Source organism: Alcaligenes sp. SDU_A2, assembly GCF_038237375.1.
GTDB lineage: Bacteria > Pseudomonadota > Gammaproteobacteria > Burkholderiales > Burkholderiaceae_B > Alcaligenes.
This window is the reverse complement of sequence record NZ_CP151273.1, coordinates 1139137-1152079: the sequence shown is the minus strand read 5'-3', so window position 1 is coordinate 1152079 and position 12943 is coordinate 1139137. Positions and strand designations below refer to the sequence as shown.

The 12943-nt window shown below is 58.2% G+C and carries 14 protein-coding genes; 6 read left to right on the top strand and 8 right to left on the bottom strand.

All coding sequences use genetic code 11. The features are described 5' to 3' along the window. Nucleotides 1-39: 39 nt before the first annotated feature. Nucleotides 40-996 (top strand): thioredoxin-disulfide reductase, encoded by a 957-nt coding sequence (gene trxB, locus AADW57_RS05340; protein WP_341669023.1) that lies wholly within the window; start codon nt 40-42, stop codon nt 994-996. Then, complete coding sequence (locus AADW57_RS05335; RefSeq protein WP_341669022.1) at nt 983-1756, top strand: Smr/MutS family protein; 774 nt, start codon at nt 983-985, stop codon at nt 1754-1756. Before trxB ends, AADW57_RS05335 begins: the two co-directional genes overlap by 14 nt. A 264-nt stretch (nt 1757-2020) precedes the next feature. Here AADW57_RS05335 and AADW57_RS05330 read toward each other — a convergent pair whose 3' ends face one another. Then, the gene (locus AADW57_RS05330) at nt 2021-2344 is read right to left on the bottom strand and encodes a tetratricopeptide repeat protein (protein WP_341669021.1); all 324 of its coding nucleotides are present in this window, start codon (nt 2342-2344) and stop codon (nt 2021-2023) included. Nucleotides 2345-2486: 142 nt separating this feature from the next. Beyond that, nucleotides 2487-3743 (bottom strand): NADP-dependent isocitrate dehydrogenase, encoded by a 1257-nt coding sequence (gene icd / locus AADW57_RS05325; RefSeq protein ID WP_341669019.1) that lies wholly within the window; start codon nt 3741-3743, stop codon nt 2487-2489. Between the two features lie 260 nt (nt 3744-4003). On the opposite strand from icd, the gene AADW57_RS05320 reads away from it, so the two are divergent. Further along, a complete protein-coding gene (locus tag AADW57_RS05320) occupies nt 4004-4432 on the top strand; it encodes a DUF1841 family protein (RefSeq protein WP_341669018.1) in 429 nt (142 codons plus the stop codon). A gap of 3 nt (nt 4433-4435) precedes the next feature. On the opposite strand, the gene AADW57_RS05315 is transcribed toward AADW57_RS05320, so the two are convergent. Together AADW57_RS05315 and AADW57_RS05310 are read right to left on the bottom strand one after the other, a co-directional pair. After that, nucleotides 4436-4798, bottom strand: coding sequence for a c-type cytochrome (locus AADW57_RS05315; protein ID WP_341669017.1), 363 nt, complete (start codon nt 4796-4798; stop codon nt 4436-4438). Between the two features lie 14 nt (nt 4799-4812). After that, on the bottom strand, nt 4813-5154 hold the full coding sequence (locus AADW57_RS05310; protein ID WP_341669016.1) for a c-type cytochrome: 342 nt from the start codon (nt 5152-5154) through the stop codon (nt 4813-4815). A 259-nt stretch (nt 5155-5413) separates the two neighbouring features. Between AADW57_RS05310 and AADW57_RS05305 the strand changes: the two genes are divergently transcribed. The 3 genes from AADW57_RS05305 to AADW57_RS05295 are packed head-to-tail and all read left to right on the top strand — an operon-like array spanning nt 5414 to nt 8073. Next, nucleotides 5414-6289 (top strand): AAA family ATPase, encoded by an 876-nt coding sequence (locus AADW57_RS05305; RefSeq protein ID WP_341669015.1) that lies wholly within the window; start codon nt 5414-5416, stop codon nt 6287-6289. 1 nt (nt 6290) lies between these two features. Beyond that, nucleotides 6291-6911, top strand: coding sequence for a GNAT family N-acetyltransferase (locus tag AADW57_RS05300; RefSeq protein WP_341669014.1), 621 nt, complete (start codon nt 6291-6293; stop codon nt 6909-6911). Beyond that, nucleotides 6901-8073 carry a vWA domain-containing protein gene (locus tag AADW57_RS05295; protein WP_341669013.1) on the top strand — a complete coding sequence of 391 codons (1173 nt, stop codon included), beginning with the start codon at nt 6901-6903 and terminating at the stop codon, nt 8071-8073. The genes AADW57_RS05300 and AADW57_RS05295 overlap by 11 nt, the downstream gene beginning before the upstream one ends. A 57-nt stretch (nt 8074-8130) precedes the next feature. On the opposite strand, the gene AADW57_RS05290 is transcribed toward AADW57_RS05295, so the two are convergent. The 4 genes from AADW57_RS05290 to AADW57_RS05275 are packed head-to-tail and all read right to left on the bottom strand — an operon-like array spanning nt 8131 to nt 12923. Next, the gene (locus AADW57_RS05290) at nt 8131-8847 is read right to left on the bottom strand and encodes a DUF2968 domain-containing protein (RefSeq protein ID WP_341669012.1); all 717 of its coding nucleotides are present in this window, start codon (nt 8845-8847) and stop codon (nt 8131-8133) included. Nucleotides 8848-8906: 59 nt separating this feature from the next. Beyond that, nucleotides 8907-10310 (bottom strand): sigma-54 dependent transcriptional regulator, encoded by a 1404-nt coding sequence (locus tag AADW57_RS05285; protein ID WP_341669011.1) that lies wholly within the window; start codon nt 10308-10310, stop codon nt 8907-8909. 19 nt (nt 10311-10329) lie between these two features. Further along, a complete protein-coding gene (locus AADW57_RS05280) occupies nt 10330-12429 on the bottom strand; it encodes a pilus assembly protein TadG-related protein (protein ID WP_341669010.1) in 2100 nt (699 codons plus the stop codon). A gap of 23 nt (nt 12430-12452) precedes the next feature. Further along, entirely contained in the window at nt 12453-12923 is a 471-nt protein-coding gene (locus AADW57_RS05275) for a DUF3613 domain-containing protein (protein WP_341669009.1), read from the bottom strand. Between the last annotated feature and the right edge of the window lie 20 nt (nt 12924-12943).

Genomic DNA, 12943 nt, shown 5'->3' with positions numbered 1-12943 from the left:
TCATTATAATTGGAGATCGTCTTTTTCGGATTTTCTGTGATGTCGACTACAAAACACGCAAAAGTACTTATTCTGGGTTCGGGCCCGGCCGGATATACAGCAGCCGTCTATGCCGCCCGCGCCAACCTTCAGCCCGTACTGGTCACAGGCATGGAACAAGGCGGCCAACTGATGACCACCACTGACGTGGACAACTGGCCGGCCGATGCGCAAGGCGTGCAAGGCCCCGATCTTATGGCACGTTTCCAGGCCCATGCAGAACGATTCGAAACAGAATTGGTCTTTGACATGGTGACCTCGGTAGATCTGAAGCAGCGACCTTTCGTGCTGAATGGCGACAGCGGCACGGTCTATACCTGCGACGCCCTGATTATCGCCACCGGCGCATCGGCCCAATACCTGGGCCTGCCGACCGAGCAAGAGTTCATGGGCCGCGGCGTATCGGGCTGTGCTACATGCGACGGCTTCTTTTACAAGAACCAGGATGTCATCGTGGTGGGCGGGGGCAATACTGCCGTAGAAGAAGCCCTGTACCTGTCCAACATCTGCAAGACCGTCACCCTGGTGCACCGTCGCGACACCTTCCGCTCCGAACCCATCCTGACCGACAAGCTGATGGACAAGGTGGAAAACGGTAATATCCAGCTCAAGCTGCACAGCGAATTGCAGGAAGTGTTGGGCGATGCCTCCGGCGTCACCGGCGTGCGTCTGAAGAATAATCAGACCAACACCACCGAAGACCTGGATGTGACCGGTGCTTTCATTGCCATCGGCCACAAGCCCAACACCGGCATTTTCCAGGGCCAGCTGGATATGCACGACGGCTACATCACCACGCGCAGCGGTCTGCAAGGCATGGCTACCATGACCTCGGTGCCTGGCGTGTTTGCTGCTGGCGATGTGCAAGATAATATTTATCGTCAAGCGATTACCAGCGCCGCCACCGGCTGCATGGCCGCCCTGGACGCACAGCGCTGGCTGGATGAAAACAAGTAAGCCCCGCGCCGTGGGCAATAGCCTGGCCGACCTGAAAAAACTGCAGCATCAGGTCCGCCGGGCAGACCAGCCCACGCCCGAACCTGCCCGCCCCCAGCGCCGACAGCGCCCGCGTCCCCCCGACCCCGGCCAAAAGCCGACACGGCATCGCCTATCTGCCTTACAGGCGACACCGGAACCTGCCTCCGCCCTGGCTCCTGAAGATCTGGGCTTGCTGCAACGCTCTTTGCGTGACGTCGCACCACTTAAAAAACGCGGTTCCAACGTAACGCTGTCGCGCCCTGCGGCCACTGCAGAGCTATTGGAACAACGACGCCGCCACGCGGTAGGTGAACCGATCAAGCCTCCGGCCCTGCCGGCCGCGTCCGACCAGTACGTGGGCATCAAAGGCGAACGCAACGACAGGCAGCACCTGCGCCCAGGTTGCGGTACTGATGTCCTGCGCGATCTGGAGCGCAATCGCTGGCCCATCGAATCCAGCCTGGATCTGCATGGAGCCGATCTTGAACAAGCTCGCGACCGACTGGACAATTTCCTGCGCTCCTGTCTGGAACACGGGGTACGCTGCGTGCGCATCGTACATGGAGCCGGCTATGGTTCACGCGATGGGGAACCTGTGCTTAAACATACCGTGCGACGCTGGCTGACCCAACTGCCAAGCGTGCTGGCCTTTATGGAATGTGCGCCCAACGAAGGGGGCGACGGCGCGGTCAAGCTGGTGCTGCAAGCACCGCCGCCCGGCCAGCTCGAACGGAGTTGACCGTTTATCGTCCACATCTGGACCAGACATCAAAAAAGCCACCCTTACGGGTGGCTTCTTCTTGTTGTTGTTATGTTGTACTGCCTATTGCTTTTATAATGGCGACCAATCAGTGTCGGTCTTGTTGCCTGCTTAAGCGGGCTTTGTCTCCTCACCTGCATGAAACGTATTGTGCCCCAATTATGACAATGTCACACTTAGGGAATGCACTGATACCGCCTCAAACAGAACTAAGAAGGCACCTTTCTTTTTAAGCTTAAATTATTATTTTCCTGCTGACTGCGCCTTCAAAGCACGCTTCAAAAAAACCTGCATTTCTTTTTCCGCCTGCTTGTCACCGTGACGGCGCGCCACCTCCAGCCCTTGCTCCAGCGCATGTTGTGCCTGTGTCGGCTGGGCACTGTCCAATAAGACCCGTCCCAACTGTTTCCAGGCTGCCGTATAGTTCGCGTCCATGCAAACGGCACGGCGCAGGTGCTCCTCGGCCATCGCCAAGTCGCCATCGGCAAGACAGGCATTGCCCAGACCCAGACGCAACAAGGCGCTATCCTTGCCCGCCGCCAGCAGTTTTTCCAATCCTTCACGCATGCGCTTACCCCTTTCTGATGTGATGCCCTGGCCCAGGCAAACATGACACCCGGCACCGGAACGGACAGAACAGTAAAAAAGCCGCCGACCTGCAAGGCCGACGGCTTTTTCTGTATCGAGCAGGCACAATGGCCCGCAACGATTACATGTTTTCGATCATGACTTCGCCGAAACCGGAGCACGACACCTGAGTGGCGCCTTCCATCAAGCGAGCAAAGTCATAAGTGACCTTGCGGGACGTGATGGATTTTTCCATGCTGGCAATGATCAGGTCGGCCGCTTCGGTCCAGCCCATGTGACGCAGCATCATTTCGGCGGACAGGATCAGCGAACCTGGGTTCACGTAGTCCTTGCCGGCGTACTTGGGAGCCGTGCCGTGCGTGGCTTCGAACATGGCCACGGAATCGGACAGGTTCGCGCCGGGAGCAATGCCGATACCGCCAACCTGGGCAGCCAGAGCGTCGGAGATGTAGTCGCCGTTCAGGTTCAGTGTGGCGATGACATCGTATTCGGCAGGACGCAGCAGGATCTGCTGCAGGAAGGCGTCGGCAATCGAATCCTTGACCGTGATCTCGCGACCGGTCTTGGGATTCTTGAACTTGCACCATGGGCCGCCGTCGATCAGTTCGGCACCGAATTCCTTCTGGGCCAGAGCGTAAGCCCAGTCACGGAAGCCGCCTTCGGTGAACTTCATGATGTTGCCTTTGTGAACGATAGTCACAGAGGAGCGATCGTTGTCGATGGCGTACTGGATGGCCTTGCGCACCAGGCGCTCGGTACCTTCGCGCGACACGGGCTTGACGCCGATGCCCGAGGTGCCTGGGAAGCGGATCTTGTTGACGCCCAGCGAGTTCTGCAGGAAGTCGATCAGTTTCTTGGCGTTTTCGGATTCGGCTTCGAATTCGATACCGGCGTAGATGTCTTCCGAGTTCTCGCGGAAGATGACCATATTGGTCTTCTGGGGTTCACGCACAGGCGAAGGAACGCCGGTGAAGTAACGCACAGGGCGCAGGCAGACGTACAGGTCCAGTTGCTGACGCAGGGCCACGTTCAGGGAACGGATGCCGCCGCCTACGGGCGTGGTCAGGGGGCCTTTGATGGAAACGACGTAATCCTTGACGGCGTCCAGCGTTTCTTCGGGCAGCCAGACGTCCGAACCGTAGACCTGGGTGGATTTTTCGCCGGCGTAGACTTCCATCCAATGGATCTGGCGCTTGCCGCCGTAGGCCTTGGCCACGGCAGCGTCAACCACCTTGATCATGACAGGCGAGATGTCCACGCCCGTGCCATCGCCCTCGATGTAAGGAACGATGGGTTGATCGGGGACGTTCAGGGAAAAGTCCGCGTTGACCGTGATTTTCTGCCCCGACGCGGGGATCTTGATGTGCTGATAAGACATGGATGCTCCAGTTGTGCTCCAATAATAGAAAATGGCTAAACACGGAACGCGTCGGCGTTTCCGGAGTCTTATATAAGAGTTTAACTTAATTCCTGCGCAATCATGCGCCTGCAGACTCAATGTTTGCCAAGAATGTCTCCATTCTGTGCCGGCTATTGATTCTACACGTACCGCACATAGGCGTGCACAAGGCGCGTACACTCATCCAATACCGACGTGCGCATGCCCGGTTACGGATTTTTTTATTTCAAGACTAAACCATGTTCAATCCTTCCCGCGAACAGGTCCGCCAATTCTTCATCGAAGCCTGGCAAAAGCACCAGGGCGGCCACCTGCTGACCGCCCTGGAAACCATGGCTGTGGACCTGATGCGACAGCACCCCGAATACCACGATGATCTGAGCAACCCAGATGCTGTCGAGCAGAACTATTCGGTCGAGCAAGGACGCACCAATCCCTTTTTGCACCTGTCCATGCACCTGGCCATCGACGAGCAGCTCTCCATCGACCAGCCGCCAGGCATCAAAGCCGCGTACCAAAAACTGTTGACTACGCACGATCGCCACGAAGCCGCCCACATCATCATGGACGCCTTGGGTGAAGTCATCTGGGAAGCCCAGCGCCTGGGCACGCCACTGAACAACGAACGCTATATCGAACTGATCCTGCGCCGGGCCACCCGTAATTAAAATTTATTTATGCGTTGACAAGGGGCCGGGAAGGCTGGCCAGCCAAACCGAAATGCTATCGATGTCCGCCTGCCCCAGGCTTGCCGCCATCGCCCCCATGACGGCATTCTTGCGAATATTCGCCGTGGCGGGCGCGCCGGCCTGGCCACGCTGGTAAGCCATCAGGGACTGGCGCAGATAATCCGCATGCTGCCCGGCCAGTATCGGGTAGTCGGGATTTAACGGCGTCTTGGCATCCGCGCCATGACAGGATGCACAGTTGAATTTCTTCCAGGCGGCCTCGCCCACGACCTTGACATCATCGGCCGCCCAAGCCGTGCCCGTCCAGGCCAGCAGTGTCGCTGCCAGCAGTACTGTTTTTTGCATGCTCGCCCCCTTTCTTATGGTTTGATGCCGGCGTAATACGCGGCTATATCGGCCATGTCCTGTTCGGACAGGCTTTGCGCGATGGCCTGCATCGTCGGAAAGCTACGGGCACCGCTGGCGTATTCCTTCAGCGCCGCCTGGATATAGGCCGCGCCCTGCCCTGCGATCTTGGGCACGTGATATACCTCGGGGAAGCTGGCCTTGTAGCCGGGCAGGCCGTGACAGCCTATGCACATGGAAATTTTGTCGTGCGCGGCCTGGGGATTGGCCTGAACAGCCGGAGCATTCTGCGCCAGGGCCGGAAGGCCGGTACAGAACGATGCGGCCAGAAAAATAAAAGAGACATACCGCTTCATTTGCAACTTCCTCATCGCTATTCGCTTTGTCGTGGAGTTGAAAACGGTCCGGGTCAGGTTCTCTGCGTCAAATACAGCACGGGGTGGGACAACGCGACACCTGGCTCTGTGATGCTGACCGACGAGTACCAGGGCGCAGGAGAACCCTTTGCCCTGCGTCGATTGTATGATACTTGCCAAGTATGATTGATATAGTGTTTATCCCTGAAAACCCATTCTTGACAGATCAATATTTGACGTCAGCAACAGGATACGCAACATGACCACCGCTTACCGTTCCGACGCACCCGCCTCTTTTGAAGGGACCGACCAGTACGTTGCCACCGATGACCTGAAACTGGCGGTCAATGCCGCTTTGGCACTGCAACGTCCGCTACTGATCAAGGGCGAGCCCGGCACGGGCAAGACACTGCTGGCCCTGGAAGTGGCGCGCGCCCTGGAGCGCCCTCTGCTGCAATGGCACATCAAATCCACCACCAAGGCACACCAGGGGCTGTACGAGTATGACGCCGTCTCGCGTCTGCGCGACTCGCAGCTGGGCGAGGAAAAAGTACGCGACATCGGCAACTACATCGTGCAAGGCGTGCTCTGGCAAGCATTCGAATCCGAGCAGCCCAGCGTGGTGCTGATCGACGAAATCGACAAGGCCGATATCGAGTTTCCCAACGATTTGCTGCAAGAGCTCGATCGCATGGAGTTTCATGTGTACGAGACACGCCAGACCGTCAAAGCCATACACCGGCCGCTGATCATCATTACCTCGAACAACGAGAAAGACTTGCCGGACGCTTTTTTGCGCCGTTGCTTTTTTCACTACATCCGTTTCCCGGAGCGGGCCACCATGGAACAGATCGTGGCGGTGCATTACCCGAACCTGCGCAGCGACATTCTGGGTAGTGCGCTGGACACCTTCTTTGCCTTGCGCGACGTCCCCGGCTTGAAGAAAAAGCCATCCACCTCGGAGTTTCTGGATTGGCTGCATCTGCTTCTGGCCCACGATGTCCCGGCCAGTGCCCTGCAGGAGCTGGACCACGGACTGCCACCGATGGCAGGGGCGCTGCTCAAGAACGAACAAGATCTTTCCCTGATGCAGCGCCTGGCCGCGATGAGCCAAAGAACCCAACGTCGAGGCTGACATGACGCACCACGCCTTTTCGACCCCCATTGCCCCGACGACGCTGCAAGGCTGGGGGGTGCGCCTGGACCCTTTGCAAGCCGAACACACGCCCCTGCTGGAGCAAGCCGCTGCCGACGGCGAACTATGGACCTTGCGTTTTGCCGGCGTCCCCGGCCCCGGTCAGGCCGAGCAATACGTGCGCGTCGCGCTGGACGGGTTGCAGCAAGGTCATATGCTGCCCTTTCTGGTGCGTGACCTGACCAGCGGACAGGCCGTGGGCACGACACGCTACTACCATATAGACCCCAGCGTGGCGCGGCTGGACATCGGCTATACCTGGTATGCCAAGCGCATGCAGCGCAGCCACGTCAACACGGCCTGCAAACTGCTCTTGCTGGATCACGCCTTCAATACCTTGGGTGCCGCCGCTGTAGGCTGGCGCACGGACAATCTGAATGTGGCCTCTCAGCAGGCCATCGCACGCCTGGGCGCACAGTTTGAAGGCCGTATGCGCCACCATATTCTGCGGCGCGACGGCACGGTTCGCGACACCATGCTCTACAGTCTGCTTGCCCAGGAATGGCCGTCGTCGCGCGCGCGCCTACTCGAACGCTTAGCGCAGTACGGCCATGCTGCTTGAGTTCTTCTACCACCTGCGCACCCGCGGCCTGCCCGTTTCCATCCAGGAGCATCTGACGCTGCTGGACGCCTTGCGCCAAGGCATCATGCCGCCCAGCCTGGACGAGTTCTACACCTTGTCCAGACTGGTCTTGATCAAGGACGAGACACTCTACGACCGTTTTGACCAAGCCTTCGGCGAGTTCTACGCCCCGCAACTGCAAGCCCTGGAAGAAGGCAAAGTGCTGCCCGAGGACTGGTTGCGCCAGACACTGACCAAGCACCTGAGTCCGGAAGAAAAAGCCGCCCTGGAAAAACACGGCCTGGACCGATTGCTGGAGATGTTCAAAGAGCGCTTGAACGAACAGAAAGAGCGCCACGCAGGCGGCAGCAAGTGGATCGGCACCGGCGGCTCATCCCCTTTTGGCCACGGCGGCTACCACCCCGAAGGCATACGCCTGGGCGGGCCATCGGCAGGAAACCGCACGGCCATCAAAGTCTGGGAAAAACGCGAATTTCAGGACTACGACGACAGCCAGGAATTAGGCACGCGCAATTTCAAGATGGCGTTGCGCCGACTGCGGCGCTTTGCCCGCGAAGGCGCACCCAACGAACTGGATCTGGACAGCACCATACGCGAGACGGCGCGCAATGCCGGTTTGTTGGATCTGCAGATGCGCGCGGAACGGCAGAACCGCGTCAACGTGTTGATACTGCTGGATGTGGGCGGCAGCATGGACGACCATATCGCCCAGGTTGAAGCCCTGTTCTCGGCGGCGCGCTCCGAATTCAAGCATCTGGAAGCCTACTACTTCCACAATTGCGTGTACGAGACACTTTGGCGACACAATTCGCGCCGTCACGACGAACGTCTGGATACCTGGGATCTGCTGCGCAAGTACAACGAGGACTGGCGCGTCATTATCGTGGGCGATGCCACCATGAGTCCGTACGAAATCATGGCCCCCGGCGGTTCGGTCGAACATTACAACCCGGAAACCGGTGCGGCCTGGCTGCAACGCCTGCAAGAGCACTGGCCGCGTGCCGTCTGGCTGAACCCCGAACCGCGCGCCTACTGGCCCTACCGCCAATCCATCGCCATCATCGAAAACCTGATGTCCGGCCATATGTACCCGGTCACCACGGCAGGTCTGGAAGAGGCCATGCGACACCTGTCCCGATAAAAGCAAAAAAACCGCAGGGCTGGCACCGCTGCGGCTTTTTTGCTTGGGGTGCGACGGTCAGCGCCGTTTCTGGCGCTCCAGCATGCCGGCGCGCTGTTGCTCCAGCTCTTTGATCTGACGCTGTAATTCGCGCAGTTGGTCGCGTGCGTCGCGTTCCTGTTCGGCCAGAGCCTGTGCTTGGCGGCGGGCCTCTTCACGCTGGGCAATGGCCAAGGCTTCCTGCTGACGCTGCATGACCAGATCGTTCTGCAACACGGTCAATTGATCGGCGCTCTCGGTCAATTCTTTTTCGGTACGGGCTACTTCGGCCTGCAGCTTGATCCGTTCCAGATCCGAAGCGGCATAGTCCACCGTATCCTGGCGGTACTGAGTATACATACGCTCGGCCAGGTCCGCATCGCTGGTCTTGAACACCCGCCAGAACTCGCGTTGCTGAAACAGGGCCACGTAATACGTCAGGTTCTCGGATGCAAACAGCAGGCTGGCACCGTAACGACCGTTATAGGCGGTACGCAGTTCCTGCACGCCACGCGCCTGGATAAGCTGCTGCAGTTCGGAAACCGTGGTATTTAACGTGGCGGCTGGCCGGCTGGCCGGTGCCGCAGGCGCGGCGGCAGGAGCGACCGGCTCTACCTCCTGAACGGCCTCATTCTGAGTCTGCGCCACCACGGGCCGCTGCGGCTCCTGCTTCAAGGACACGGAACTACATGCCGACAGCGCAAACAGCGCACCCAACGACAGAGCCACGCCTGTCTTGCGACTAAGGATCACCATACCCTTCCCTTGTAAGTCCATTTATTGTGATTCGCTTGATCTAGAGAGCAGTGCGTATTCTAAACGTCACTTGTGGCATCTTGTGCCTTTATGTTGAATTTACGCATTTTTTCCCACAAAACCTTACGAGATATTCCCAAAACAGCCGCGGTGTCCTGCCGACGCCAGCTCTGCGAATCCAAGGCCGCCACGATACGATCCCGTTCGTGCTGCTCAGCTTCGCTCAAAGCCGGTATCGGTACCTGGTACTGGCGCAGCGGCGCGACATCGCCTCCCGGCATAGCCTGCGACTCTAGCGGAGCATTGAAACGCTCGAGCACCTGACGCAGGTGTACTGATTCCCATGCCCCGAACTGCTTGCTCATGACGGCGACACGCTCGACCAGATTGGCCAGTTCGCGCACATTGCCATTAAAGCGCATGCTGCCGACCGTATCGAGTACCCACTGCGGTATGTCCTCGATGTCGCACTGCAGTTCCTGTTCGAGCAAGGCGCAAAAAATAGCAATTTTTTCCTGCGGCCCACGCTGCTCCAGATTCGGTATGACTAATTCGACCACGGCCAACCGGTAGTACAGATCGGCGCGAAACTGCCCGGTACGCACCAAGTCCAACAAATTTTTGTTGGTCGCCGCCACCATGCGAAAGTCCACGGAAATATCTTGTGTGGCCCCCAGCCGGGTAACCGTGCGCTGCTCCAGCACACGCAGCAACTTGACCTGCTGATGCAAAGGAAGATCGCCGATTTCATCCAAAAACAAGGTGCCTTGGTCGGCCTGCTCGAAATACCCTTTATGCGCGCCGATGGCTCCCGTGAACGCTCCTTTGGCATGACCAAAAAAGTGAGCTTCAAACAGCCCCTCGGGGACAGCGCCGCAATTGACAGGCACAAAAGGCCCTTGGGACCGCCTGGAGCGTTCATGCAACAAGCGGGCGATACGCTCCTTGCCCACGCCGGTTTCACCGTGAATCAATACGCTGGCCCCACTGTCGGCGTACATATCCGCCTCGGCCAGCAAGGCCCGCATCGGCGGCGATACGGCCACCAGCGGATGTGCCCCTACTTGCTCGGAGCGCTCGGCCTGAGCCGCCAGACCGGCCAGCTTGGCCACTAAAGCACGTAACTGCGCCCCGCTAAATGTCAGCGGCAAGGTATACGAATAAGCGGACGGATAAAAGCGTGGATCGTAGCTGCGTTCTTGTGAGGCCACCCAGATGACCGGTATGGCATGCCTGACCAGCCAATCGTGCTGCTCGAACCGGCCTTGCGCCATGACGCTGACCGACACCAGTGCCACCGCCTGCTGGGTAGGATAGGTCTGGGTGTCCAATTGCAGCGACGGGTCCACACGCAGTACAGCCACCGAGGAACTGTCCAGGGCACGCTCGGCACGCGCCGCCAGATCGGACGCCCCCTCCCAAACATACACAATTGGTTCATTACCCAGGAAACCGCTGCTCATCGTCTTGTCCGCCCTTTATCTACTGCACCAGGTACGCCGTGCCGCACTGAACATCGTGCAGCTTGACATCAGCCTCGACCAAACTCAGTCCAAGCAACTGCAACAAGCCTTCGAGCAAGGCACTCAATGCATGCAGCACCGGGTCCAGTAGTGCAACAACCATATTCAGAACGGCTCCAAGCAAGCCAGAGCTGCCTTGATCACTTAATACTCCATTCCCCTTCAAGACCAATGTCTCGACTGCCCCAACCCTGCAGTCATTCATGGCCTTTTCACCGCCAATCCCCCCCAGCAAACACAGGAAATCCCCCAAAGGAGCAGCCAGTATGGTCACCAACAGATTATCGACCAGGCTCAATGTCCCCCCCAATACACCTGTCAGTCCATTAGCCCCCATTGATTTCGCAATCTGATTCATTCTTTCTTTGGACCAATTCATTTCCGCGGCGACTGCGGAGATCGAGCGTCCTTCTCCATCGCCCACCAAACTGCTTGCCATTTTTTTCTTTTCTTCGGCACTCAATCTGACGGCAGGAACAGCATTCAAAATATCACCCAGCAAACCGTCAAATATCGCATCAGACAATAACCGCACGCTGTCTCCCAGATTGATATCCAGCGCTTTGACGGTATCCTCTGAAGGGCTTCCCGGGGGGGCTGTTAACGTAACCTCTCTAGGGCTTTTAGAGCTAATCAACGGCAAGGCGACCTTTGCGGTCAAGGGCAAAATCCCCAACACATTAATAATTTCATGTCGTTCGATCGTGCCGAACTCTGTGTCCTTGCAGCTATTAGATGCGGAAAAAAAATCGTTATGCGGGAACTGCCCCAGGCACACATTGACCAAGGACGATGTAACGGCAACAGTGGCCTGATCTCGCTCAATAGGAGCCCGACATACATTGACCAACTTACCGCGTGCCTGCGATAACTCGATGATCAAAGGTAAGCTGACTTGTGTACCCAATACTTTCAAGATGGGACCAACAGCTGGGATATTGGATGTATCCAACTTTAAATACACTCGCACGCCTGCGGAATTGGCTGTGGTACCGACTCCGCCCACGGCAATACTGGGTGGCTCCACAATGCGGACCCGCAGATCCACGGTTTTATTAAACGGCGATATCGGCAGGCCAGACAGGTTCAAATCAATCAGGTTTGCGCCGTTGGCCACGACCAAGCCAGTACTTACCAGTTGCAGTACATCCAGCTTGACGTTCAAGGCCGACAAGGGGTCAACCCCATCAACCACCGCCAATACACCGCCTTCACCCAACAGCTTGATAGGCACGTCCAACGCCCCCACGCCCAGCAGCAAACGTATGAACTCCTGTAACGCTCCCACGTCCAGACCCAAGGTCTTTTGCTGATCCACAAGTTCCAGACTGGCATCGAGCAAGTCGGCCAAGGTCAACTGTTCCAGTCGCGCCAGCTCATCCGGCGTGCCTACACCGGCAATGACCGTCGCCGGCAAGCCCAAAGCCTTGAGCAAACCAGAAGGCGTGATCGAGGCATTGACCAGACCTGCGGAATCGAGCACTCTTAAATCATTGGCGCTCAAGCCCACGCCGCGCAGTAACTGATAGACCAGACCGTTTTTCTTTAGCGCCAACAAGCGGCTGCCTACTGAAAACGTGGCTACGGGTTCGCTGGTATTGGCCACGGCCAATGCATCAATGGAAGCGGGCGACAGAAAAGGAAACAATGATGGGGCCTGATGGCGCAAGCGAACCTGCACGGAATGCGCCGGCAGCCCTTCTGTAAAGCGCTGCGCCGGATCGTGCGCCCCTCCCTCCCAACGACCGCATTGCACTTGAACGCCCGCGCCGCCCAGTTCCGCGGCCGCAGAGCCTTCCTGGCTACGCAGACTGATGTCGGCCATGCGCTGTGCCTGCTGGCACCCGAGCGTATCGCCCGCCCCTAAGGATTGGGCCCCCGCCAGTGCAGCCAGATCAGCGGCATTTTGCAGTTCGCGCTTAATGTAAAAGTTCTGGCCCAGTTGCGCCGCTCCCAGCAGGACCAGCCCGACCAAAAGGGCAGCGGCGGCAGGCACGATCACCGATCCGGCCTGCCTGTCGACTCGCTGTGCCCGTTGCCTACGCCCGAACCACGTCATGCCCTCTCCTTTGCCATCCGTATTTACTTATCGCTGCCGGACTTGACCCGTTCCTGCATATATTCAGGAATCGGATGTTTAAAACTGTTCAGGTAGCGCTCCCAAGCCAGCGCGGCCGCTGCCCCGGCAACCGGAAGCGCCTGGCCGTCGCGCTGTGGGTCGGCCTGCATGTTGAGCAGACTGCGAGTACCGAGACCCACCTCCAGAACAGGGGGAATATGACGACGATCTGTCTGTACCTGCACAGACAAACCCTCGGCCTGCGGCCAGGGATGCACTTCTTGCGTGGTCAGGTGGTAGGTTTCGTAGGGCTTTTTGGCGGCTACAGATGGTGCCGCAGAAGTCGTGCCCGACGCGCTCTTGGCAGGTTCAGAGGACACGGGATAGGAAACCGGTCCGAGCGTGACATCGCTCGTCAGAGGGGACTGGATTTGAGCCTGCGCGGTACCCGCCAAAAACAGAGTGCAAACTGCCGATAGTGCGTAATGCTTCATGTCATATCCTTTAATAAGCT

Excerpts from the sequence above, each read along its gene's own strand:
- trxB (WP_341669023.1), top strand. The coding sequence starts at position 40 with ATGTCGACTACAAAACACGCAAAAGTACTTATTCTGGGTTCGGGCCCG.
- AADW57_RS05335 (WP_341669022.1), top strand. The coding sequence starts at position 983 with ATGAAAACAAGTAAGCCCCGCGCCGTGGGCAATAGCCTGGCCGACCTG.
- AADW57_RS05330 (WP_341669021.1), bottom strand. The coding sequence starts at position 2,344 with ATGCGTGAAGGATTGGAAAAACTGCTGGCGGCGGGCAAGGATAGCGCC.
- icd (WP_341669019.1), bottom strand. The coding sequence starts at position 3,743 with ATGTCTTATCAGCACATCAAGATCCCCGCGTCGGGGCAGAAAATCACG.
- AADW57_RS05320 (WP_341669018.1), top strand. The coding sequence starts at position 4,004 with ATGTTCAATCCTTCCCGCGAACAGGTCCGCCAATTCTTCATCGAAGCC.
- AADW57_RS05315 (WP_341669017.1), bottom strand. The coding sequence starts at position 4,798 with ATGCAAAAAACAGTACTGCTGGCAGCGACACTGCTGGCCTGGACGGGC.
- AADW57_RS05310 (WP_341669016.1), bottom strand. The coding sequence starts at position 5,154 with ATGAAGCGGTATGTCTCTTTTATTTTTCTGGCCGCATCGTTCTGTACC.
- AADW57_RS05305 (WP_341669015.1), top strand. The coding sequence starts at position 5,414 with ATGACCACCGCTTACCGTTCCGACGCACCCGCCTCTTTTGAAGGGACC.
- AADW57_RS05300 (WP_341669014.1), top strand. The coding sequence starts at position 6,291 with ATGACGCACCACGCCTTTTCGACCCCCATTGCCCCGACGACGCTGCAA.
- AADW57_RS05295 (WP_341669013.1), top strand. The coding sequence starts at position 6,901 with ATGCTGCTTGAGTTCTTCTACCACCTGCGCACCCGCGGCCTGCCCGTT.
- AADW57_RS05290 (WP_341669012.1), bottom strand. The coding sequence starts at position 8,847 with ATGGTGATCCTTAGTCGCAAGACAGGCGTGGCTCTGTCGTTGGGTGCG.
- AADW57_RS05285 (WP_341669011.1), bottom strand. The coding sequence starts at position 10,310 with ATGAGCAGCGGTTTCCTGGGTAATGAACCAATTGTGTATGTTTGGGAG.
- AADW57_RS05280 (WP_341669010.1), bottom strand. The coding sequence starts at position 12,429 with ATGACGTGGTTCGGGCGTAGGCAACGGGCACAGCGAGTCGACAGGCAG.
- AADW57_RS05275 (WP_341669009.1), bottom strand. The coding sequence starts at position 12,923 with ATGAAGCATTACGCACTATCGGCAGTTTGCACTCTGTTTTTGGCGGGT.